We start from the raw sequence: 22,742 nt of genomic DNA, 5'->3' as shown, positions 1-22,742 counted from the left end.
AAAGAATCAATTTCGACTAAGCAGTCAATAACCAATGGGTCAATTTTAGGTATTCATGAGATCCGTGGAAAATATGTAAATATGAGTAATGATCATTTTCTGTTAGAATAAATTAAAGGGTGAAATATATGAGAGATAAATATAAAGATAAAAAAACAAAAATTATCCAAACAGCAACCGTATTATTTTCTGAAAAGGGGTTTCATGCTGCATCAATGCAAGAAATTGCAGATGCAAGCAATGTATCAAAAGGGACGATTTATACCTATTTTTCCTCAAAGGATGATTTATTATATTCGATTATTCGGTATTATATTGAACATGTTGTAACTAAAATGGGGGAAGCGTTTGAGGAAGATTTAACCCCTAAGGAAAAGTTTTCAAATTTATTGAGAGTATTATTAAATGAACGTTATCAATATAATGAGTTCTTTTCCATGATCCATCAAGAACAAATATTCTCAAAAAAAGTTAAACAAATATTTATTCATTTACATGAACATTCATTTAATTGGTTGAAATTGTTATTACTAGAGGAGTTTGGAGAAAAGGTACGTCCATATATTCCTGAAGGATATATTTTATTTCTTTCCATATTAAGAGGCTATTTAAGGGTTAAAGCTTATGATGAAAAAATTATTAATAATGATCAGTTAGCTATTCATATTACGGAAAGAGTTTATGATCTTCTACATGCAATGATCGATCAACAAGTTTCCCCAATTCTAACTGAACAATTTATGCATGAAATTCATGATAGTTTCGAAAATACACGGAATAATGATAGCTTAGAAAAGATTTTAAAAGAAATGACCCTAATTGTCCAATCATTATCCTTAAGTATAAGGGAAACGAAGGAATTATTAAGTTCGATTGATTTTTTATATGCAGAGTTTAAGAAGAAGGATCCACAAATCTTTTTAATAAAAGGAGTTTTAGCTAACTTTTCTCAAATAAAAGAAATAGCTCCTTACCGCATTCAAATTGAAAAGTTTTTAGGGTTATAAATAGTCAATAAAGCAGGAAGGAGTACACAGACTCTTCCTGTTTTTTTATCTTCAGGATTCATTATTTTATTTTTTAGTACCGATATACTTTTTCTAACAATTTAATAAATTGTTCAGATGAAACAGGTTGACTAAATAAATATCCTTGTAGCTGATCACAACCATACTGTCGAAGATATTGAAGCTGTTCCTCCGTTTCTACTCCTTCTGCAACAACATTCATTTTTAAATCGTGTGCTAGATTAATTATGTATTTTGTAAGCGGAGCTTCGCCAGTGATTAATTTTCAATTTCCATCGATTTAAGGCATCATTTTCTTTGTTCATTGTTTAATCTCCTATTTGTAAATGATGTCGTTTCTTGATGAATAACACAGTTGTTTTTACTAGAAGGACACCCTCGGTTGGTGTAGCGTTTTTACTGCAAACAAATTTAACTTTTAGAATATAGCATAAATGAAAAAAAAAAGTAGGAATGGTTTCAGATGAAAATAGGAAATATGACTCATATAGGGGGTATAAAAACAATTGAATGAAAAATAAATTATAATAACAGCAGTTTATACTATTTTAATATAATTTTATGGTCTATTTATTTTATTTAAAAATTCTTATCAAAAAAGAGGTTACAGGTAAATTTTAGCGAATAGAAATAGATGAATATTTAGTTTTATACGTAAGGAGTGAAATTAATTGGCATATAAAGATTCGTCCGCCTATGATAATAATCTATTTTTCGAACAGTATATGAAGAGAAGGCATCGTGAAGAGAGCCCTAATATAATTATTGAAAAGCCAGCATTATTGGAGTTAATAGGAGATGTGAACGATCAGGTGATTTTGGATTTAGGCTGTGGGGATGCATCGCTTGGTATAGAATTTATAAAGAGCAATTGTCGATCATATACAGGAATTGATGGATCCAAAAATATGTATCAAAAGGCATTACAAAATCTTTATGGAACAGTAGGGGAAGTATTTCTTACGAGTATGTTAGATTATACATATCCACGAAACTCTTTTGATATCGTGACGTCACAATTAGCCATTCATTATATAGAAGATATTCACAAGTTATTTGAAAAGGTTTATGAAACATTAAAAGTTGATGGTCGTTTTATTTTCAGTGTTCAACATCCAATACTTACTTCATCTGTTGAAAGTATGACTACCAATGGAAAGAGGACAAATTGGCTTGTTGATCATTACTTTTATTCTGGTAAAAGGGTAGAACCTTGGATTGGTGAGCAGGTAATAAAATTTCATCGTACGATTGAAGAATATTTTGTTACACTACAAAAATCTGGTTTTGTTATTGAAGGTTTAAAAGAAGCAACCCCGGTGAAGGAAAATTTCAAACGTATAGAAGAATATGAGAGAAGAATGAGAATCCCGTTATTTTTATTGTTTTCATGTAGAAAGCCTTCACATTAATTAAAGAGGAAGAAGAGTGGATAAACCCATTTTTCTTCCTTTTTTTCTTATAAAAATTCTAATCATCCACTTTGCATCATTGTAAAAATATTCATACTCGCACAAAAATAATGAGAGAAAAAAATAGCATCAATCGTTATATAAAGTGTAAAAGGCTTTTACAAAAATAGAAGGAGATCAAATGAATGAAATCAACAGAAAAGAATTTTATTAAGCGCTTAAAACGGCATGAAGAGGATGCATTGGAGTACATTGTTGAACAATATTTACCTTTAGTAAAAGGCATTACACAAAAAATTCTCTCTCCTTTAAAGAACAATGGTCTTATCGATGAATGTATAAATGATATTTTTCTATCCATATGGAATCATTCTAAAAAGTTTCATGGAAACTCCAAGGATTTTAAAAAATGGATTTGTGTGATTTCAAGATTTAAATCGATTGATTATTACAGGAAAGCAACAAAGAAAAAAGAGCTAATTTCAGGAGAAATAGAAGTAAATAATGAGAAATCAGTGGAAGATGAATTAATTTTTTTAGAAAATAGGAACGAACTCATAGCCTTGATTAATCTCTTAGAGCCAATCGATCGCGAAATTTTAATCATGAAATACTTTTTAGGTTTTAAGACTGATGAAATTTCAGCAAAGCTCGGTATAACAAGATCGGCTATTGAAAACCGAATTTACCGAAGCAAAAAGAAATTATCTAAAAAAGCGACAAGCCTTACATTAGGAGGAAGTCTTATATGAAGGATATTTACGAATTGCTAACTGAAGTGGAGATAGATGAAAAAGAATTTATAGAAGTAGAAGTCAATAAAGATGAATGTTTAAAAGTAAAAAAAGCATTACAAATAGCTATTCAACAAAAGGAAAAAAAGAAGAGATGGTGGAAAAAAGCTGCAATCGCTGCCGTAGTATCTGGAATTGCAGTTACAATGGTTGGATTAACTGTTCCTTCATATGCAGGAAACATTCCAATTATTGGAGATATTTTCCGTTTTTTCGATAATAACAATGAAATTAGTAATCAACCACCAAATCAAAAAGGTGGTAAATATGAACACTATAAGGAATATTCTAATGCTTTAAATCTAGTCCAGGAAGACAATGGTATTAAATTTACAGTGAATGATGCGATATTTGATGGAAAAATTGTCACTTTAACCTATACGATTGAAAGCGCTAAAGATTTAGGGGACAATCCCCAAATTAGTTTTCCAACTATTAAAAAAGCTAAAGGAGTAGCTGGTACAGGCACGGTTTCTAGGATTGATAGGAATAAATATGTAGGAATATTGACTGCAAGTAATATTTCTGATGTAGCAGATCAAACTGTAACGATTGATTGGAGGATAGATAAAATACGAAATCTAGAAACGAATCAAGAAATAAAAGGACAATGGAAATTTAATTTTACCCTTGATTCACCAAAAAGCAACTTACTTATAGTTAATCAAAGTGTGAAAAAAGAAGGTGTTATAGCTACAATAACCAAGATAACCCTTTCACCAATGTCTTTTACTGTTTATTATGATCGAGAAGTGTTAAAAGCAATTAGAAATCAATTTGATGCGGTCGATATAGACATAGAAATAAAAGATAATCTCGGTAATAGGTATGAGGGCCAAGTTAATGGAGGCAAAGAGGAAGAAAATAAATTAACTATGAGTAAAACATTTGGGAAACTTAATGAAAATGCGAAACAACTAATTATTACCCCACATATTACATTCAGAAACTTCACGGCTGATACTTATGGTGGTGTAGAGATCTCAGAAAATGGTGACAAGAAAACGATTATCCCATCAAAAAGTAGTGGCAAAAGAAAAGAACTAGTGATGGATGAAATTATAATAGATATAAATGATTAGAGGGGCTTGTCAATTAATGGGTCTAAATCCTTAATAATCATACCCTGTTGTCATGAATTCTGTCAAATAAATGATTTTAATGGAAATTAATTGAAACTTTTTTGTTTTTTAATTCGTCATATATAGTGAATAAAACTAAATTTGGAGGAAAGAGTATGTCAAAATTAATAAAATCTTCTATTCTATGTTCACTTATTCTATTGTTTATGGTTGGTTTTAGTATAAAAAGTGATGCGAAGCAATCGATCACTTTAAAAGTGAATGGGTGGAATGAACAACTGGGATCCGAACCATTTATAGAAAAAGGGTATGTATATATTCCTCTGAGAAATGTATCGGAACTTTTAGGATATAAAGTTGATTGGGATGTTTCCAAGCGATCTGCTACTATTATTGGAATTAACAATAAATTAGTCTTAAACAGTTCTAGTAATTTAGCAATAAAAAACGGAAAATCGATGAAAATGAATCCGTCCATGAAAATGATCAATAATAAAATTTATGTCCCATTGCGATTCATTTCCGAAATGATGGGGGATCAAGTTCAATGGGAACAAAAATCAAAAACAATCTCAGTTACCAGTAAATATATTTTGGTCAAAGCAAAGTACAAAAATTCGGAGTATTGGGTGAATAAAATAAATGGAGACTTATACTTTGTAGTAGGAAGCAATCTTCCAAAAAAAATTGGCCAAACAGATTTAAAGGTTCCGATAAAAACTCAACGAGATTATCGTGTTTCTCTTGAAGCCAAACAAACACCAAAAGGAAATGTGCTTCTCAATCTCGATAATAATCACGGTGAGCCAGGATTAAGTACTGATCGATATTCTATTTATCTAAAAGATAATAAGATCATCAAGAAAACAAAAGTTTTCTATTACAATCGATGGATGGAGAATATTTCAACGGTTCAAAATAAAGTAGTTATGACAGATGGGAAGAAACTCTATGTGTATGATGATCAAACGACGAAGTTAATTACTGAGTATGACTTGGTTGCTTTAGGTGGGGAAGATGAGAATTATTTTATCGAGGGAATGGGTCAAGATTATCTATTAATTCGACCAAATCTTAAAGGTGTACTAATGCTTGTTAAACCTAATACAAAAGAAAAAGTAGAATTATATAAAGAAATCTTTAAGAATGATCCTGAAAGATTAGAGTATTTTGAAGAAAATGATACACCATATAGGGGCGATGACTTGAAATTTATAGAAGAAAAGAATGGTGTATTGTATTTTAAAACTTCAGTATTCAATGAGAAAACAGTACAATATAAATTATAAGTAAAGATGCTACCTGGTTATGTTGACAGGTAGCTTTTTTCTTTATTCAATTGCGTAATATGGATTCTGAAAGAAGAATTCAATTTTACTAGAATATTCTAAATGGAATTTTTAGATATTCTTTTTTTTATTTTTAAATTTCACATAGGTATTTGGTAATGGGTTTACCTTACAAAAAATCATAAAAATGGCAACTCAATATTTAATAAATATTTTATAATAAAATTAAAAAATAAAAGGATGTTCTCTAACATGACTGAAACAGTAGGTCAAACTATAAGTACTCTGGAAATGAATGAAAAGGCAGTTTTATCTGCTTTAGAAGTAAATTTAGCGATGATTGAATTTAGCCCAAAAGGTGAAGTGATTTGGGTTAATAATAATTTTGCTCAAGCGTTAGGCTACAAAGTGTCAGAAATGAAAAATATGTTACATAGTCAATTATGTACAGAAGAATTTAGAAATAGCGCGGAATATGCGAAACTATGGTCTGATTTAAGAATGGGTAAAAAGTTTCAGGAGAAGATACAGAGAGTTCGCAAAAATGGCCAATTATTGTGGCTCGAAGCTACTTATATTCCTATTTTAGATCAAGATGAAAAAGTTAATGCTGTTTTAAAGATTGCTACAGATATTACTGATAGAGAAAATAAAACATTACATATCATCTCTCAATTAAATCGTTTATCAGTAGAATTAGGAAATATTGTAGTAGTTCATTCGAAAGAAAATATCGAAGCACTACAATCATTAAACGAACAAACAAATAGAATAAGTGATATTTCAAAAACGATTCAACACATCTCTTCACAAACCAATATGCTTGCATTAAATGCAGCAATTGAGGCTGCACGGGCTGGACAACATGGATTGGGTTTCAAAGTAGTAGCGGATGAGGTACGAAATTTATCTAATCATGTGGACGAAGCAATAAAAAAAGTAAATGCGAATATAGAGACAATAACAAGAGAGGTTGTTAGAGTAAGCCATTTAACAGAAAAGTTACAAAATAAAGTGGTTGATACACAATCTAAAATCAGTCACACGATGGAAGAATTTGAAGGTATAACAATGGAATGAAAAAAGTATATTATTTTATTTTGAGGTTAAAGCGATTCTTTGTAGAGAATCGCTTATTTGTATTATTGAATCCTTTTTTCTTTTATGATTTTCCAAAAATTTTCTTTATGATCGAAATTGTCAAAGAGAAGATGAAGGATTTAGAAGGATTAATGTTGAAAAGAGTAAAGGAATAAAAGATTTATCTGTATTCTAATTAAGTGGATTCTTAATTTTCTTCTGTATAAAGAACCCTATTCATTACAAGGAGGTATATCAATGAAGACAGTATCCAAATATTGCTGCGTTCTATTTATGATATTACTACTACTTAATGGATGTAGTTCTTCACAAGAGAAAAAGAAGGATGCTGAAAATATGAATAAAGTAATTTCAAAATATATTATCGACCACAATAAAAATGCCTATGTAGAAACTGAAAAACAATTTGAAGTCCATAAGATATATGGAAAAACAGAAAAGAAGGGTATGGTCGATGTTTATATGTATTCACTTTATGAGGGATACAATCATGAAACGATGGCAAAACCTCAATCAGGTGGATCACGTCCAGTATTCATCCGCTTACAAAAAGATGGGGAAAAATATAAAGTAATAGATTATAAGGAGCCTAAAAGTGGAGAAAGTTTTGTCACTTCTATTAAGAAAATGTTTCCATCTGAATATGCGAAAACAACGATTAATGATAGTGATAAGGCCAAAGATTTACAAAAAATGATGGAAAAGAAAGTGAACAAATGGCTAAGTGAGTTGAAGAAGGTTGATTAAAGCAGTGTTATTTGACTTTGATGGAACATTATTAGATCGTGATGCCTCTGTGGAAAAATTTATTCATTCTCAATACAATCGATTCATTCAATACTTCGATCACATACCACAAGATAAATATACTACAAGGTTTATTGAGTTAGATGCCCATGGGTATGTTTGGAAAGATTTAGTGTATCAGCAGTTAATAAAGGAATTTCAAATTACAAAGATTTCTTGGAAACATCTTTTTAATGATTATGTAGATAATTTTAAAGATAGTTGTATTCCATTTCCGCATCTATATACAATGCTCGAAGAGTTACAAAAAAAGGCATTTAGATTAGGCATAATAACGAATGGATTTGGTCAGTTTCAAATGAATAATATTGAGGCATTAGGAATTAAATCATATTTTGATACAATTTTGATTTCAGAATGGGAAGGTTGCAAAAAACCATATCCAACCATTTTCCAAAAAGCAATGATGCGGTTAAATGTAGTTGCGAGAGAGAGCATTTTTGTAGGAGATCATCCTGTCAATGATATAAAGGCAGCACAAACTGTGGGCATGGTAGCCATTTGGAAAAAATCAGATCAGTTTAAGCATGGAGAAGCAGAATTTGTATTGGAAGATTTAAGTCAATTACCAAGGTTAATTGAAAAAATTAAAAAGGATGGTCCACGTGACAGAAATGGTTTTAATTTCTAATGGCTTCTTTACTGAGGGAATTAGAAAACAGTTTTTAGAGCAAATGGAAGAGGACGTCGAATATTATAAAGTGGGAATTATAACAACAGCATCAATTCAAAAGGAGAATAATAGATTTGCTTTAAAGGCGAAAAAGGATTTTCTGCAAATGGGATTCACGCAGGTTGGTTTTATTGATATTGAATATGATAATCTGCAACTACTGGAACAATGTCAAATCATTTATATTAACGGAGGAAATCCTTTTTATTTATTATACCAGATAAAGAAAAGTCGTACGGACATTATTTTGAGGGATTTTGCACGCCGTGGAAACATGATTATTGGAGTGAGTGCCGGAGCAGTTGTACTGGGTCCTAATATTGAAATTGTTCATTATTTTACACCAGAAATGAATAGTATAAAATTGCAGGATTTTAAAGCATTAGGATTAACTAATAAAATAATTTTTCCTCATTATGATCGTGAAGATTTATTTTTAAATTCAGAGGGTAAGTCTATTGAAGATCGGTTACAGGAATATGAATCCCTACATAACTGTAAGAATACAAGGTTAAAAGACAATCAATTTTTGATAAGCGAATATTTGATTGAATAGGAGGATTTATTCTATGGTAGGAGACTGTAGGTATGAAAATAAATTTATATCAACTAATGGATGAAATAAATACGACTATTACAAATCGCTATTGGGAGGGGTTTAAACCAGTAGCCTTCGCTATCTATAATGAGGAAAAAGTATTTTTATTTAATCATCCGAAATACGTGTCTAAGTTTTCGACATTTGTCGTGTTATCTTGGGATGATCGCTTTGTTGGCGATACTTTAATATTATTTGAGGATTATCCTACTGCGATTGTTAATTTTGATAGAATCAGTGATTTTGCAGAATTATTTTCGCTTCTTATACATGAATTATTCCATGGCTATCAGCACTTACAAGGTGAAAAGCGGTTTCCTGATGAAATACTCGGGATTACATATCCGTTAACGAGGGAAAATATTGAATTAAGAAATCGAGAAAGGATTTCACTTTATCGAGCGGTTCTTTCAAATCAAGCGGAAGAGATCATTCAATTTTTCTCTATTAGAGAAAAAAGAAAAGAGCTAATAGGGGAATATCTTCACTACGAGACATTAGTTGAAACGATTGAAGGTCCAGCATGGTATGTTGAATGGAAGGCTTATTGTGATAAATCACGGCAATCGGATTCTGATCATTTACAAAAGTATGGAAAAATGCTGATTGATCAAACAGAATCCTGCTTAAATATTAGAAGAAGTTGTTATAGTTCAGGGATGTTCATCTGCTTACTACTAGACAAACTATCACCTGGATGGCATGAAAGCTTTTTTCAATCTAACCTCTCTTTATATGAATTTTTTAGTAGGAAGATTCAATTAGAGAACAATCATTATATAGATGATGAGATTAGTAAAGAAACAGATGAGATAATTGAATTTGTAAACGATCAAAGAGAACAAGAATTTAGTCAATTCATTCATAAACCTGGTTACCATCTATTGATTGAAGGGTCCATGAAAGTAAATGCTTTTGATCCAATGAATATCGTATTAAGAGGTAAAAAAGTTTTGCATCGAAATTTTATAAAATTAATTATCAATAATGAGGAATATCTTTTTCAATATCCTGTTATAACTTACTTTAATCATAATTGGCGAAATATACATCAGCTTCATATAATTTTGAATCAAGAACCTATATCCATGAAAGATTGTTTATTAATTGATGGAGTAGGAAAAATCAAGGGTGAATATACGAAAAATAAAGATGGATATTTTTTAAGATTAAAGGATTAGTTGGTTAGAATGTCATATGGAAAAGGGGAAAAAATGAACATTTGGAAAAAACCGATTTTGTTACTCTCTGGAATCGGTATATCTTATTTAGGAAATTGGATCTATTTAATTGCTTTAAACCTTTCTATTTTAGAACTTACTGGTTCTGCAGCTGCAGTAGCCGGTCTGTATATCATTCGACCAATTGCTGTACTACTAACAAATACTTGGGCTGGCAGTGTAATTGATCGCGTAAATAAAAGATATTTAATGATTGCAATTGATTTAATAAGAGGAGTTCTCGTCTTTTGTATTCCTTTTATCGGTTCCTTATGGATCATTTATACAATTCTATTAATGATTAATATTGTCGGTTCATTTTTTGGTCCAAGTTCATCTGTTTATATAACGAAGCTAATACCTAGAGACAATCGAAAGAGATTTAATTCAATCATGAGTATGACGAATTCAGGTGCATTTCTACTTGGTCCAGCAATTGCCGGAATTCTTATCATGCATGTTGGAACGGAACTTTGCATCATTATAAATGCAGTTACTTTTTTAGTTTGTGCCTTTTTTATCTATCTTCTCCCGAATGTAGATGAGAAATCGAATAACCCACAGCTACAAATCCATTGGAAAATGATCATGAAAGATTGGATAATTGTTAAAAATTTTGCACTGAAAGCGAGGAATTTTATTATTATTTATCTGTTATTTCAGCTTGCCTTACTCATAGGTTTTTCATTAGACTCACAAGAGGTAACTTTTATTAAACAAAATATAAAATTATCTGATCGAGATTATGGAATAATTGTCAGTATAACAGGAATTGGTTCATTAACAGGTGCAGCAGTTGCGGCTATATTAGCCAAAAAATTACAACTCAAACTCTATTTAGGTGTGGGGATGCTTCTTACCTCGGTAGGTTATGTCGGGTTTTATTCATCATATAATTTTCTGACTGCTACATTAGCCTTTATATTTTTGGGCTTTTTTATGGCATTCGCTAATGCAGGGTATGCTACCTTTTTTCAAAATAATGTACCAATAGAAATTATGGGGAGATTTAGTAGTATAGCCGATATGTTTCAAGGTGTTGTACAAATTGGATTAACCCTATTATTAGGCTTATTTGCTGAATGGTTTACACTTCAATTAGTTTGTTTAATTTTCTCCATAGTTGGAACTGTATTAGCATTGGTACTATTACTTACTATTTTTATACCTTCAAAAGCAGTCTGATCTATTTTAGCAGACTGCTCTTTTTCTATAACACTTGGTAGAGAATATAGGAGGAAAAACTTAGAACATACATAATAAAAATCCCAACCATTAGTTTAACTGACTTCTTTGAAATATATAAAGCCGCCTTTAATCCACTATTTAAAAGTAACTCAATAAAAATCATGATGGATATTCCAGAGCAGAGAATTGCCAATGAAAAGAAAAAAGCTTCCATTGTAACCTCCTTATAATTTTCAGATATCTTCATTTTACTGATATAAACTTATAGTATTTAGTTTAAAATCATTAGAAATAAAGCCTCATGTAGATGATGATATCCATAAATTTGAAGGAATAACATAAAGTAATAGAGAAATTGTAAGGTGAACCATTCATTTACATATTTACGAGGTGAAAAATGAAAGAACAAATAAAAAGAACCTTTAATCAGCTTGCACATGCTTATGAAAATAGTGTCGATAAAGTTAGTCTTCATAATCGTGAGTATGAAAGACCTTCTATGCTGAGGAACATCCCAAATAATATAAGAAATATGAGAGTACTTGATGCTGGCTGTGCAGCAGGCTGGTATACAGAGCAATTAAGTAATCGTGGGGCAAGTGTCGTTGCAACAGATTTAAGTCCAGATATGGTTGCTGCGACAAAAAGACGTGTGAAACAAAAAGCTGAGGTCGTATGTGTTGATTTAGAAAAAGAGCTTCCATTTGATGATAATTCCTTTGATATGATCATTAGTTCACTAACTCTTCATTATATTAAAGATTGGGAAAAAACTTTTGGAGAGTTTCAGCGAATCTTAAAATCTAACGGAGTGTTTTTATATTCGGTACATCATCCATTCATGGATATACATATCTCACAAAATGAAGATTATTTTGCTAATGAATTATTGATTGATCGCTGGAATAAGGAAGGAAAAATAATAGAAGTACCGTTTTACCGACGTCCCTTGAACGAAATGATAAATGTGACCACTACACATTTTATCATTGAAAAAGTGATTGAACCACAACCAACCCAAGCTTTTAAAACTGAGGCTCCTGAGAAATATGAAAAATTAATGAAGAAGCCACATTTTATTATAGTTAAGGCAATTAACAAAAAATGAGCAAACTTTTAAAAAACTTCAGGGAAATTCCTGGTTCCTTAGCTATATTCTGATATTAAGAAGAAATGGATGCACAAAAAAATACAAGAATATGAATGAAGATTTTTAGAGTGTAAAGGAGAAATAGATGAATCTTTGGAAAAGAGAAATCATTAAAACGAAACGAGGAAATTTTGAAATTTTTATTGCGGGTGAGGGTAATCCAATTTGTGTAACCCATCATTATTCAGTATTTAATGAATCGGGGGATTATTTCGCACAATCCTTTATAAATAAAAACAAAGTAATTCTTGTTAATCTTAGAGAATGTGGAAATTCTGACAGTGCAAAGGAACCCTATCAGTTAAGTATGATTGAAACGGTATTAGATCTTGAAGAAATAAGACAAGGACTCGGATTTTCATCGTGGACATATGCAGGACATTCTACTGGTGGAATGATAGGTGCTTTATATGGAATTCATTTTTCATCATCCTTAGATTCATTAATTATTGTAGGATCGGCAGCCAGAGATTATTACTCTTCTACACCAGAATCTGTATATAATGAACGTCATCCTCATTTTTATAGAATGCAAGAATTAATGGATGAAATAAAGAGGGATGACCTTTCATTTTCAGATAGGGAGAAATTAATAAAAGAGAGAACACAAATATCCTTATATAAGCCTGAAAAATATGAAGATTATTTCAATGGTTCAATCAATAAAGGAACGTCTGCGAAAAGACTAAATTTCTTTAGCAGAGAGGCATTAATTTATGATATCACAAGAAAACTACCGGAAATCACATCAAAAACACTTATTTTATGTGGGAAACACGATGTTCAATGCCCTGTTAAATATTCTATCGAAATGCATCAACTTATTCCGAATTCTCAATTACATATTTTTGAACAAAGTAATCATTATCCATTTTTAGAAGAGAAGGATGAATTCGAACAAATTATTCATTCCTTTTTGAAGTAAAAAATAGAAAAACTGGAGGAATATCAATGACGATAGATTTCTACTGTGATGAAGTGTTAAGTGGAAAAACGGAAGTAGAAAAAATAGTGGAAACCGATCATACTTTAGCCTACTATCATACAAAACCTTCGTATCACATTCATATTGTGGCAATTCCGAAAAAACATATTCCCTCATTAACAAGAATAGATGAGTGTGATCAAAAGATATTGTATGAGTTAATAGATACTGTACGAAAAGTTGCTTGGAAAATAGAACAGGAGTATGGTGCGTGTAGGGTGATTACTAATTTAGGAAATTATCAAGAATCAAAGCATCTACATTGGCACATTTTATCTGGGAAACGGATATGAATACATACATTTCTGATAGAATTAAAGGAGTTACATAAATGATTATTATGATTAATGGTGCGTTTGGAGTTGGAAAGACTTCTGTTGCAAATGAGTTAGTGAAACAAATGGATAATAGCATGATTTTCGATCCAGAAGAAGTTGGCTTTATGCTGAGGAACATCATTCCAAATAAAATTAAACAAAAGGAAGCAAATACTGGTGACTTTCAGGATTTACAGCTTTGGAAAGAGTTAACAGTTGTTTTGGCCAATCGGTTGATTCAAACATACAAGATGAATCTAATTATCCCTATGACAATTCGTAAACAGGAATATCTTCATTATATAATAGATGGTTTTAAAAAGTTAAATCAGGATACCTATCATTTTTGTCTGATTGCAGAGGAAGAAACGATTTATGAAAGATTAAGAAGACGTGGGGAAGAAGAAGGAAACTGGTGCTTCCAGCAAACAAGGAAATGTATAAATGCATTTAATAAATATGACTTCGGGGAGTATATTCAGACAGATCATCTAAGTATTCCTCTCATTGTTGAAATTGTGAAAGAAAAGGTATCCCTTTGATAAAAGCTTTATTTTATTCCTTATTAAGTTAGAGTTCTGTTCTTAGTGAACTGAAATATTGCTTATATCTTAGCTGAAACATTACGTTAATAATAATTTAATAAAAAGTGCCTTAATAAAAAAGTAAATAGATTAGATGCTCTCCTTGTTCTTTTAAAGTAAAATAAAGAGGGTATTTACTGATATAAAATAGAGGTGAGCTTACATATGATAATTGAAGTCATTGCAGATACCGTTGAGGATGCAATATTAGCGGAGCAAGCAGGTGCTAATCGTATTGAACTGATAACGGGAGTCGCAGAGGGTGGTCTAACTCCTAGCTATGGTATCATAGAAGCGGTTTGTAAAGCAGTGTCGATTCCAGTGTATGTGATGATACGTCCACATAGTCGCAGCTTTTGTTATACTAATACAGAATTGAATAGTATGGTGAAGGATATACAGATTTGTAAGGAGCTTGGGGCTGCAGGGGTTGTTTGGGGTGTATTGAATACGGATGGGGATATTGATAAGGAAGCTTTGAAAAAACTGTTGGATGCCTCAAATGGGTTAGATATTACATTTCATCGGGCGTTTGATGAAGTAAATGATCAATTAGAAGCCTTAAATGTAATACAACAATATCCGGAGATTTCTCGTATACTAACATCGGGTGGCAAGGATAAAGCAATTGATGCAACTAGTGAGCTGCAACAATTGGTGAATAAGTGTGAGGGTACATCCCTTAAGATTATGGCAGGATCTGGCTTAACGCCGAACAATATTGGCTACCTTTTAGAACAAGTGAAGGTGACAGAAATTCATTTTGGCTCTGGAGTGCATCATCAATCCAGTTTTAGTTATCCAATTGATCCACAAAAAATACAAGAGATAAAAAAACTTACTATAAGGTAGGCAAATCTAAGATTACATCACTAAAGACGGTAATCTAAAAAAGTCGATTTCATGTTTTGAACTTCAATTCAATTGTTAGACAAATTAACAATTGGGCTGAGGTTCATCTGAGGAAATCGACTTTTTTTACTATACTTCATATATGGGGAGTTTATGAAATGCTGGAAATTAGTTATGCTGAGCATATGATTTTCGTTATTCAAAATAAACCCATTGGAATATCATTGATAAGTGTTTTTATGATCTTTTGCATGAAAAGGTTTAAGAAGAAGAACTTATTTCTATTATTAACGATTTCAAGTGGAAGTTGAATAAATGAGAAAAAATATACAATAAGAAGACTTTAATTACATAGATGGAACATTAAAATATACACCATCCATTTATATCAATGATGATCCTCAATATCTTTATTCAGTCAGCACTTGAGAAGCTTGCTAATGAGGGGTGGAATAAGGAAATACAAGGATTTTTTAGAGGTGATACCAAGTGACAAAAGGTGGTGAATGGAATTGATATTCTTTCAGACATCCGTATGAAATTGTACCAAAAAGCCATCATTTCCGAATGGAATGCTGAAAATGGTTAGATAACTAGACTAGGTGATTACTATAACTGATAACGAATTTATCAGTAGATATTGTTTATATTTGTCAAATGTTACATTATGAAAAACAAATCATGTACATCATTTAACATTGTGTATAATGCAATCCAAGCAAGAAAAAAGTAAACTAAGCTTAAACTTCTATTTTGGGTAAAAAACTCAAAATGACAACATCTTTTGAAAGCGTTTTCCGAATATAAAGTAATAGGGTAAATAATATATTCATATATGTATATTGGCCAATCTATTTATAAAGGAGGAATTGTCCATGACAGACAACGTGAAAATTGGACTTATTCAAGCTTCAAATGATGTAGATGGAAATGAACCCGTTGATGTTCATAAACAAAAGGCTATAGAAAAACATATTCAACTCGTTAAAGATGCAAAAGAAAAAGGTGCACAAATCATTTGTTTGCAGGAGATATTTTATGGACCTTATTTTTGTTCTGAGCAAAATACAAAGTGGTATGATGCTGCAGAAGAGATTCCGAATGGACCTACAACGAAACTATTTCAAGATCTAGCAAAGGAATTAGGAGTTGTTATAATATTACCAATTTATGAAAAAGAAGGGATTGCAACTTATTACAATACAGCCGCAGTGATAGATGCAGATGGCTCATATTTGGGAAAATATCGTAAACAACATATTCCTCATGTAGGAGTTGGAGATCAGGGGTATGGTTTCTGGGAAAAGTTTTATTTTAAGCCTGGCAATTTAGGATATCCTGTGTTTGATACTGCATTTGCAAAAGTTGGTGTCTACATATGTTATGATCGACATTTTCCTGAAGGTGCAAGACTGCTAGGTTTAAATGGCGCCGAAATTGTTTTAAACCCATCTGCAACAGTTGCGGGATTATCAGAATATTTATGGAAGCTTGAGCAACCAGCACACGCAGTTGCAAATGGCTATTATTTAGGTGCAATCAATAGAGTAGGTACAGAGGGTCCATGGAATATGGGTGAATTTTATGGTCAATCCTATCTTGTTGACCCAAGAGGGGAATTTGTAGCAATCGGTAGTCGGGACCAAGATGAAATTGTCATCGGTGAAATGAATAAAAAAATGATTAGAGAAGTACGTGATACTTGGCAATTTTATCGGGATCGCAGACCTGAAACTTATCAAGACATGACGGCTCTATTACCTTAATTATTTTTCAACAAGGGCTTTACAACTTTTCCAAACGTAAAGCCCTTTATATATATCTTCATATAGTATTTATCTTTTCCAAAGGAGGCTAAAACATAGTGACTAGAATTTCTTATGAAGATTTACAGCAGAACTTTAATGAAGTATTTCCTGGGTTAACAAATCAGGAAGCAATAGAAGAGTCGAATAGATGTTTATATTGCTACGATGCTCCTTGTATACAAGCATGTCCAACGGGAATCGACATTCCGACATTTATTAAAAAAATTGCCTCAGGAAATTTAAAAGGGTCTGCTAAAACGATTATGACAGCCAACCCTGTTGGTGCAAGCTGTTCTCGTGTTTGTCCAACTGAGGAATTATGTGAGGGGGCATGTGTACTTAATCATTCGACGAAACCAATTATGATTGGCAATTTACAAAGGTATGCCACAGATTGGGCAATTAAAAATCAACAAGTATTATTTAAACCGGGAAAGAAGAATGGTAGGAAAGTAGCAATCATTGGTGGAGGGCCAGCTGGTCTTGCTGCTGCTCGAGAGCTCGGATTATTAGGTTATAATGTGACGATTTTTGAGGCTGAAAAACATGCTGGTGGATTAAACACGTATGGAATAGTGTCTTTTAGGCTTCCACAAGATATTTCCTATTGGGAAGTAAAGCAAGTAGAAAGTCTTGATGTTGAAATAAAGACAAACACAAGAGTAGGAAAGGATATTTTAGTAAAAGAAATAATGGACAATTATGATGCTGTTTTACTTGCAATAGGGATGGCGAGTGTTCCTAATTTAGGGATTGTCGGTGAAGATTTAGACGGTGTATATGATGCGATTGACTTCGTAAAAGAAACGAAAACAAAACCTATTTCTAATACGTTTCTCGGTAAGAAGGTGGTTGTCATCGGAGCGGGAAATACAGCAATCGATGGTGCAACATGTTCCATTCGATTGGGAGCGGAAAATGTGAAGATTCTTTATAGAAGGACTATTGAGGAAATGACCGCCTATGAATTTGAATATGAATTTGCCAAGCAAGATGGGGTTGAATTTAGATGGCTTACTGCACCAAAACGGATTATCGGGAATGAAGATGGAAAGGTCATAGGGATTGAATGTATCAAAATGAAATTAGGTAAATCTGATGACGATGGTCGTGCTCGCCCGATACCAATTGAAGGATCCGAATTTATATTAGAAGTAGATGCTGTTATAAAAGCAATTGGACAATCAAGATACAATCAGTTAATTGAAGAATTTCAACTTGAACATAATAGTGGCGTAGTAAAGATTGATCAGCAAACTTATCAAACGTCTAATGCAAAAGTCTATGCATGTGGAGATGTCATCTTTGGAAAGGGTCAAGGTGAAGCGATGGTTGTATCAGCTGCACAGCAAGGAAAAGACGCAGCATATGCAATCCACAAGCAATTAAGCAAAACTTCCGCAGAGACTGCTTAGTTTGGACAATATAGCATATCTTTAAAAAGGGCAGGAGGTAAGGAAATGGCAGATTTACAGATTAATTTAGCAGGAATTCAATCACCAAACCCATTTTGGTTAGCTTCTGCTCCTCCAACTAACTCTGGTTATCAAGTTCAACGAGCATTTGATGCAGGTTGGGGAGGAGCAGTTTGGAAAACATTGGGTGATCCCATTCTAAATGTTTCATCACGTTTTGCAGCTGTTAGTTTTAATGGTCAAAAGGTAGCAGGTTTTAATAATATCGAACTCATAACTGATCGACCTTTAGAGGTTAATTTACAAGAAATCTATGAAACTAAAAAAAGATTTCCTAATCATGCAATTATTGCTTCGCTGATGGTGGAACCTAAGCAGGAAAAATGGCATGAAATTGTAAAAAGAGTTGAGGATGTTGGTGTGGACGGACTGGAACTAAATTTTGGTTGCCCACATGGTATGGCCGAAAGGGGGATGGGATCTGCTTCTGGTCAAGTTCCAGAGCTTGTTGAAAAACAAACTTATTGGGTGAAGGAAGCCGCTCAAACACCTGTTATAGTAAAGCTAACTCCGAATATTACAGATATTACTGTTACTGCTCAATCCGCAGCAAATGGTGGTGCGGATGCAATCAGTATGATAAATACAATTAATAGTTTAGCAGGAGTGGATATTCATACATGGAATACGATTCCACATGTTGCTGGAAAAGGTGCCCATGGAGGATATTGTGGTCCTGCAGTTAAACCAATTGCTCTTAATATGGTTGGGGAATGTGCACGCAATCCTAGAATCAACATTCCGATATCTGGTATAGGTGGAATTTCAAGCTGGCAGGATGCAGTGGAGTTTATGCTAATGGGAGCAACGGGAGTTCAAGTTTGTACAGCAGCAATGCATCATGGATTTAGGATTGTAGAGGATATGATTGAGGGACTAGATCATTACTTAGATGACAAAGGAATATCCTCTGTAATGGACTTAATAGGGAAGTCAGTAGAAAAATATTCCGATTGGGGAAATCTCGACTTAAATTATAAAATCGTCGCGCGGATAAATAACGATATATGTATTAATTGCAATAAATGCCATATTGCCTGTGAAGATACATCCCATCAATGTATTGATATGTTAAAAGATGAATCAGGAAAAGGATATTTACAGGTACGTGAAGATGACTGTGTAGGTTGTAATCTTTGTTCTATCGTATGTCCAGTTGATGGGGCAATTGACATGGTTGAAATTCCAAGTACGCTTCCACCAATGACATGGAATGAACGTCAAGCTGCTCTTGGAGCTGTTTCATGCAATGTAAATGTTGTAAATAAATAGATAAAAGCAATAGAAAATGGGGTGTTTAAAACATGAAAAAAGTGATTAAAAATGGAACAATAGTGACGGCAACAGATCAATTTCAAGCAGATATTGAGATTGAAAATGGTGTAATAAGTTTAATAGGAGAAAATCTTTCTACACAAGGATCTGAAGTAATTGATGCTAAAGGATGCTATATTTTCCCGGGTGGCATTGACCCCCATACACATCTCGACATGCCCTTTGGCGGAACAGTGACTAAGGATGATTTTGAAACAGGGACCATTGCAGCCGCTTATGGAGGAACAACCACAATCATTGACTTTTGTTTAACAAATAAAGGGGAACCGTTAAAGAAAGCGATTGACACATGGCACGCAAAATCCAAAAATAAGGCGGTAATTGATTATGGATTCCACCTTATGATTAGTGAAGTGAATGAAGACGTATTAAATGAACTTCCTTCGATCATTGATAATGAAGGAATCACTTCATTTAAAGTATTTATGGCGTATAAAAATGTTTTTCAAGCGGATGATGAGACATTATTCCGTACACTTATTGCAGCAAAAGAACTCGGAGCACTCGTTATGGTACATGCAGAAAACGGAGATGTCATTGATTATTTGACGAATAAAGCGCTAGAGAATGGCAATACTGAACCAATTTATCATGCGCTTACACGGCCACCTGAAATTGAAGGAGAAGCAACGGGTAGAGCGGCAACATTTACTGGACTCGCAAACTCTCAGCTATATGTAGTACATGTATCATGTGCTGATGCTGCAAGAAAGATTGCAGAGGCTAGAGATAAGGGAATTGATGTTTGGGGTGAAACTTGTCCACAATATTTGGTTTTAGACCAATCCTATTTAGAAAGACCAAATTTTGAAGGGGCTAAATATGTTTGGTCTCCACCATTACGTGAAAAATGGAACCAAGAAGTTCTATGGAACGCTTTAAAAACAGGGCAACTTCAAACCATTGGTTCGGATCAATGTTCATTTGATTTTAATGGGCAAAAAGATTTAGGAAGAGATGATTTTTCAAAAATTCCTAATGGGGGACCAATTATTGAGGATCGTTTAAGTATTCTCTTTTCTGAAGGGGTTAAAAAGGGAAGGATTTCCTTAAATCAATTTGTAGATATAACATCCACGAGAATTGCGAAGCTATTCGGATTATATCCGAAGAAAGGTACGATTGCCGTTGGAGTGGATGCCGATGTTGTTATCTTTGATCCTACAATAGAAAGGGTCATTTCTGCTGAATCTCACCATATGGCGGTAGACTACAATGCTTTTGAAGGAATGAAAGTAATAGGAGAACCTGTTTCTGTACTTTCACGAGGAGAATTTGTTATTCGAGATAAAAAGTTTGTTGGAAAGATTGGTTCAGGACAGTATTTGAAACGAGCAAAATATGGTGAAAGAAATCATACGAATGAGAGTGAATCATTAACGATGTAACAGCCTTTTATTTAAAATAAAATATATCGATCTGTAGGATCAATTTTAATAGTAATTTGGGGGAGGCAAATGTTTACATGTGCTCTCCCCAAAAAAAATAATCCATTGACAAGGATTTTTTACGCTTGCATTATTCAGAATATTATGAATACATTTCGAGAAATGAGGTGTAACAGATGAATAATAAGGATAGTTATTTGAAATCACCAGATTTATTGCCTATTAGCTCAGAGGAAAGAAATATAGGACCAAAGGGCTTCGCTGTTATTTGGGTAGGGATGGCTGTTGTATTAGCTGCTTTTGCAATTGGAGGTTCTGGTGTTCAAAGTTTACCACTTGGATGGGTAATTGTTGCAACTCTAATAGGATCCGTAGCTATCGGCATATTTATGACCATTATTGGTGATATCGGTGTAGAACATGGATTATCGTTTCCGGTTTATATGAGGGCCCCATTTGGCACGATCGGTACACATATTCCTTCATTAGTACGTGGTATTACTGCAGCCTGTTGGTTCGGCTTGAACACATATTTCGGTGCAACAGCAATGAATGGAATATTAAATATTTTGTTTGGTTTTAATAACTGGTTTATTTGTTTTATTGTATTTGCAGCACTTCAACTTATTAACACTGCACTTGGTATTAAAGCAATCGAAAGATTTGCCGACTTAGCTGCACCAACCATTATCTTAATTTCTGCGTGGATGTATGCCTCTTTGTCGGATCAAGCTGCAGAACAAGGAAGGGAAATTTGGTCATGGGTGGAAAGTCCAGTAACAGGTGGTGCAGCTTTTACAGCCTTTATGGTAGTTGTGATGAGTAATATGGGATTCTGGGCAACTTTAGCAGCTGATATGCCATCCTTATCACGTTTTTTCAAAGCACCAAAAAACGAAAGAAACTGGTTTAAACGTAATAAATCACAAATCGTTGGAAGTATTATTGTTATGCCAATTGTCAATACATTTATGATCATTATTGGTGCCGTATCTTATATTGCTGTTTCAAATTTTGATCCAGTTGTTGCCCTTCAGGAGGCAGCGAGCGGATTTATCTTGGGTATTTTGTTATTAATGATTGTATTTGCCCAATGGTCAACAAATACATCTGCAAATGTAATACCTGCAGCGACCATTTTTTCTAATGTAGGTGGTCCAAAAGTACCTTTTTGGGCAGCAGTTCTCATTGCGGGGATTATTGGTATTGCGGTCCAACCGTGGAGCTTATTTGATGTTATTGTGCCTGCTTTACTCATTATCGGAGGAATATTGTCGTCAATAGTAGGTATATTGTTTACAGATTACTATTTAATTAGAAAAAGGAGAGTGAATGTCAACGATTTATTTGTAGGGAATGGTCAATATAAATACATGAATGGGTTTAATTTGGCAGGAATGATTGCATGGATTATTGGGGGAATCGCTTCATATTTTCTCTCAAGCTATTCATTTATCGTGGGCTTTCTTGTAGGTGCCGTAATTTATTATATATTAGGTAAATACTGGTGGTTTAAAAAGTACAAACAAGCAGAAATTGAAGACCCAAGTGATGAAAAATATTTAGGGATTACGGTTGGTCGTGATTGGGAAATTTCAGAAGTGGAAGAAGTGGTTGTTGTACCTGAAGATTTGAATCCACAAATATAAAATCACA

General features: G+C 33.1%; 25 protein-coding genes. 23 read left to right on the top strand and 2 right to left on the bottom strand.

Annotated features, from left to right (window positions below; genetic code table 11):
• Positions 1-128 precede the first annotated feature (128 nt).
• Positions 129-1,007, top strand: a complete 879-nt coding sequence (locus tag NST63_RS13405; protein WP_071975864.1) for a TetR/AcrR family transcriptional regulator — start codon at positions 129-131, stop codon at positions 1,005-1,007.
• 73 nt (positions 1,008-1,080) lie between these two features.
• On the opposite strand, the gene NST63_RS13400 is transcribed toward NST63_RS13405, so the two are convergent.
• Entirely contained in the window at positions 1,081-1,257 is a 177-nt protein-coding gene (locus tag NST63_RS13400; protein ID WP_276514002.1) for an EAL domain-containing protein, read from the bottom strand.
• 442 nt (positions 1,258-1,699) lie between these two features.
• Between NST63_RS13400 and NST63_RS13395 the strand changes: the two genes are divergently transcribed.
• The 11 genes from NST63_RS13395 to NST63_RS13345 all read left to right on the top strand — a co-directional run bounded on the left by NST63_RS13395 (position 1,700) and on the right by NST63_RS13345 (position 11,189).
• Entirely contained in the window at positions 1,700-2,440 is a 741-nt protein-coding gene (locus NST63_RS13395; RefSeq protein WP_071975867.1) for a class I SAM-dependent DNA methyltransferase, read from the top strand.
• A 185-nt stretch (positions 2,441-2,625) separates the two neighbouring features.
• Positions 2,626-3,192, top strand: a complete 567-nt coding sequence (locus NST63_RS13390) for a sigma-70 family RNA polymerase sigma factor (protein WP_058003775.1) — start codon at positions 2,626-2,628, stop codon at positions 3,190-3,192.
• A complete protein-coding gene (locus tag NST63_RS13385) occupies positions 3,189-4,316 on the top strand; it encodes a DUF4179 domain-containing protein (RefSeq protein WP_341042505.1) in 1,128 nt (375 codons plus the stop codon). Before NST63_RS13390 ends, NST63_RS13385 begins: the two co-directional genes overlap by 4 nt.
• A 155-nt stretch (positions 4,317-4,471) precedes the next feature.
• Complete coding sequence (locus tag NST63_RS13380; RefSeq protein ID WP_341042504.1) at positions 4,472-5,605, top strand: copper amine oxidase N-terminal domain-containing protein; 1,134 nt, start codon at positions 4,472-4,474, stop codon at positions 5,603-5,605.
• Between the two features lie 252 nt (positions 5,606-5,857).
• Complete coding sequence (locus tag NST63_RS13375) at positions 5,858-6,685, top strand: methyl-accepting chemotaxis protein (RefSeq protein WP_341042503.1); 828 nt, start codon at positions 5,858-5,860, stop codon at positions 6,683-6,685.
• Positions 6,682-6,861 carry a hypothetical protein gene (locus NST63_RS13370; RefSeq protein WP_180211869.1) on the top strand — a complete coding sequence of 60 codons (180 nt, stop codon included), beginning with the start codon at positions 6,682-6,684 and terminating at the stop codon, positions 6,859-6,861. Before NST63_RS13375 ends, NST63_RS13370 begins: the two co-directional genes overlap by 4 nt.
• A gap of 82 nt (positions 6,862-6,943) precedes the next feature.
• A complete protein-coding gene (locus NST63_RS13365) occupies positions 6,944-7,453 on the top strand; it encodes a hypothetical protein (protein WP_058003770.1) in 510 nt (169 codons plus the stop codon).
• The gene (locus tag NST63_RS13360; RefSeq protein ID WP_341042499.1) at positions 7,446-8,144 is read left to right on the top strand and encodes an HAD family hydrolase; all 699 of its coding nucleotides are present in this window, start codon (positions 7,446-7,448) and stop codon (positions 8,142-8,144) included. Before NST63_RS13365 ends, NST63_RS13360 begins: the two co-directional genes overlap by 8 nt.
• Complete coding sequence (locus NST63_RS13355) at positions 8,128-8,742, top strand: Type 1 glutamine amidotransferase-like domain-containing protein (protein WP_341044197.1); 615 nt, start codon at positions 8,128-8,130, stop codon at positions 8,740-8,742. The genes NST63_RS13360 and NST63_RS13355 overlap by 17 nt, the downstream gene beginning before the upstream one ends.
• A gap of 32 nt (positions 8,743-8,774) precedes the next feature.
• Positions 8,775-9,965, top strand: a complete 1,191-nt coding sequence (locus tag NST63_RS13350; RefSeq protein WP_212945710.1) for a peptide ABC transporter permease — start codon at positions 8,775-8,777, stop codon at positions 9,963-9,965.
• Positions 9,966-9,998: 33 nt separating this feature from the next.
• Positions 9,999-11,189, top strand: a complete 1,191-nt coding sequence (locus NST63_RS13345; RefSeq protein ID WP_341042498.1) for an MFS transporter — start codon at positions 9,999-10,001, stop codon at positions 11,187-11,189.
• A gap of 25 nt (positions 11,190-11,214) precedes the next feature.
• On the opposite strand, the gene NST63_RS13340 is transcribed toward NST63_RS13345, so the two are convergent.
• Entirely contained in the window at positions 11,215-11,406 is a 192-nt protein-coding gene (locus tag NST63_RS13340; RefSeq protein ID WP_341042497.1) for a Mas-related G-protein coupled receptor member D, read from the bottom strand.
• A gap of 183 nt (positions 11,407-11,589) precedes the next feature.
• Between NST63_RS13340 and NST63_RS13335 the strand changes: the two genes are divergently transcribed.
• The 11 genes from NST63_RS13335 (at position 11,590) to NST63_RS13285 (ending at position 22,735) form a co-directional block, all read left to right on the top strand.
• On the top strand, positions 11,590-12,300 hold the full coding sequence (locus NST63_RS13335) for a class I SAM-dependent methyltransferase (protein ID WP_341042496.1): 711 nt from the start codon (positions 11,590-11,592) through the stop codon (positions 12,298-12,300).
• A 127-nt stretch (positions 12,301-12,427) separates the two neighbouring features.
• The gene (locus tag NST63_RS13330; protein WP_341042495.1) at positions 12,428-13,267 is read left to right on the top strand and encodes an alpha/beta fold hydrolase; all 840 of its coding nucleotides are present in this window, start codon (positions 12,428-12,430) and stop codon (positions 13,265-13,267) included.
• A gap of 26 nt (positions 13,268-13,293) precedes the next feature.
• Positions 13,294-13,620, top strand: coding sequence for an HIT domain-containing protein (locus tag NST63_RS13325; protein ID WP_341042494.1), 327 nt, complete (start codon positions 13,294-13,296; stop codon positions 13,618-13,620).
• Between the two features lie 38 nt (positions 13,621-13,658).
• Positions 13,659-14,186 carry an AAA family ATPase gene (locus tag NST63_RS13320; protein WP_341042493.1) on the top strand — a complete coding sequence of 176 codons (528 nt, stop codon included), beginning with the start codon at positions 13,659-13,661 and terminating at the stop codon, positions 14,184-14,186.
• Positions 14,187-14,393: 207 nt separating this feature from the next.
• On the top strand, positions 14,394-15,080 hold the full coding sequence (locus tag NST63_RS13315; RefSeq protein WP_341042492.1) for a copper homeostasis protein CutC: 687 nt from the start codon (positions 14,394-14,396) through the stop codon (positions 15,078-15,080).
• Positions 15,081-15,238: 158 nt separating this feature from the next.
• Positions 15,239-15,391: a hypothetical protein gene (locus NST63_RS13310; protein ID WP_341042491.1), complete on the top strand. Its 153-nt coding sequence runs from the start codon at positions 15,239-15,241 to the stop codon at positions 15,389-15,391.
• 564 nt (positions 15,392-15,955) lie between these two features.
• Positions 15,956-16,846, top strand: coding sequence for a nitrilase-related carbon-nitrogen hydrolase (locus NST63_RS13305; protein WP_341042489.1), 891 nt, complete (start codon positions 15,956-15,958; stop codon positions 16,844-16,846).
• Positions 16,847-16,953: 107 nt separating this feature from the next.
• Positions 16,954-18,303, top strand: coding sequence for an NAD(P)-dependent oxidoreductase (locus NST63_RS13300; protein WP_373312688.1), 1,350 nt, complete (start codon positions 16,954-16,956; stop codon positions 18,301-18,303).
• A gap of 45 nt (positions 18,304-18,348) precedes the next feature.
• Complete coding sequence (preA, locus tag NST63_RS13295; RefSeq protein ID WP_212945702.1) at positions 18,349-19,635, top strand: NAD-dependent dihydropyrimidine dehydrogenase subunit PreA; 1,287 nt, start codon at positions 18,349-18,351, stop codon at positions 19,633-19,635.
• A gap of 32 nt (positions 19,636-19,667) precedes the next feature.
• Entirely contained in the window at positions 19,668-21,086 is a 1,419-nt protein-coding gene (gene hydA / locus NST63_RS13290) for a dihydropyrimidinase (RefSeq protein ID WP_078111015.1), read from the top strand.
• 176 nt (positions 21,087-21,262) lie between these two features.
• Positions 21,263-22,735 carry an NCS1 family transporter gene (locus NST63_RS13285; protein ID WP_341042487.1) on the top strand — a complete coding sequence of 491 codons (1,473 nt, stop codon included), beginning with the start codon at positions 21,263-21,265 and terminating at the stop codon, positions 22,733-22,735.
• The last annotated feature ends 7 nt before the right edge of the window (positions 22,736-22,742 follow it).

The sequence above is a fragment of the Heyndrickxia sp. FSL W8-0496 genome, assembly GCF_038007825.1.
Classification (GTDB): Bacteria; Bacillota; Bacilli; order Bacillales; family Bacillaceae_C; genus Heyndrickxia; species Heyndrickxia oleronia.
This window is presented reverse-complemented; position numbering and strand designations above follow the sequence as displayed.

Bases quoted from the DNA above. Each gene is read 5' to 3' on its own strand.
- NST63_RS13365 (WP_058003770.1), top strand. From the start codon at position 6,944: ATGAAGACAGTATCCAAATATTGCTGCGTTCTATTTATGATATTACTA.
- NST63_RS13335 (WP_341042496.1), top strand. From the start codon at position 11,590: ATGAAAGAACAAATAAAAAGAACCTTTAATCAGCTTGCACATGCTTAT.
- NST63_RS13385 (WP_341042505.1), top strand. From the start codon at position 3,189: ATGAAGGATATTTACGAATTGCTAACTGAAGTGGAGATAGATGAAAAA.
- NST63_RS13315 (WP_341042492.1), top strand. From the start codon at position 14,394: ATGATAATTGAAGTCATTGCAGATACCGTTGAGGATGCAATATTAGCG.
- preA (WP_212945702.1), top strand. From the start codon at position 18,349: ATGGCAGATTTACAGATTAATTTAGCAGGAATTCAATCACCAAACCCA.
- NST63_RS13330 (WP_341042495.1), top strand. From the start codon at position 12,428: ATGAATCTTTGGAAAAGAGAAATCATTAAAACGAAACGAGGAAATTTT.
- NST63_RS13285 (WP_341042487.1), top strand. From the start codon at position 21,263: ATGAATAATAAGGATAGTTATTTGAAATCACCAGATTTATTGCCTATT.
- NST63_RS13355 (WP_341044197.1), top strand. From the start codon at position 8,128: ATGGTTTTAATTTCTAATGGCTTCTTTACTGAGGGAATTAGAAAACAG.
- NST63_RS13380 (WP_341042504.1), top strand. From the start codon at position 4,472: ATGTCAAAATTAATAAAATCTTCTATTCTATGTTCACTTATTCTATTG.
- NST63_RS13305 (WP_341042489.1), top strand. From the start codon at position 15,956: ATGACAGACAACGTGAAAATTGGACTTATTCAAGCTTCAAATGATGTA.
- NST63_RS13350 (WP_212945710.1), top strand. From the start codon at position 8,775: ATGAAAATAAATTTATATCAACTAATGGATGAAATAAATACGACTATT.
- NST63_RS13340 (WP_341042497.1), bottom strand. From the start codon at position 11,406: ATGGAAGCTTTTTTCTTTTCATTGGCAATTCTCTGCTCTGGAATATCC.
- NST63_RS13405 (WP_071975864.1), top strand. From the start codon at position 129: ATGAGAGATAAATATAAAGATAAAAAAACAAAAATTATCCAAACAGCA.
- hydA (WP_078111015.1), top strand. From the start codon at position 19,668: ATGAAAAAAGTGATTAAAAATGGAACAATAGTGACGGCAACAGATCAA.
- NST63_RS13310 (WP_341042491.1), top strand. From the start codon at position 15,239: ATGCTGGAAATTAGTTATGCTGAGCATATGATTTTCGTTATTCAAAAT.
- NST63_RS13390 (WP_058003775.1), top strand. From the start codon at position 2,626: ATGAAATCAACAGAAAAGAATTTTATTAAGCGCTTAAAACGGCATGAA.
- NST63_RS13370 (WP_180211869.1), top strand. From the start codon at position 6,682: ATGAAAAAAGTATATTATTTTATTTTGAGGTTAAAGCGATTCTTTGTA.
- NST63_RS13320 (WP_341042493.1), top strand. From the start codon at position 13,659: ATGATTATTATGATTAATGGTGCGTTTGGAGTTGGAAAGACTTCTGTT.
- NST63_RS13375 (WP_341042503.1), top strand. From the start codon at position 5,858: ATGACTGAAACAGTAGGTCAAACTATAAGTACTCTGGAAATGAATGAA.
- NST63_RS13345 (WP_341042498.1), top strand. From the start codon at position 9,999: ATGAACATTTGGAAAAAACCGATTTTGTTACTCTCTGGAATCGGTATA.
- NST63_RS13325 (WP_341042494.1), top strand. From the start codon at position 13,294: ATGACGATAGATTTCTACTGTGATGAAGTGTTAAGTGGAAAAACGGAA.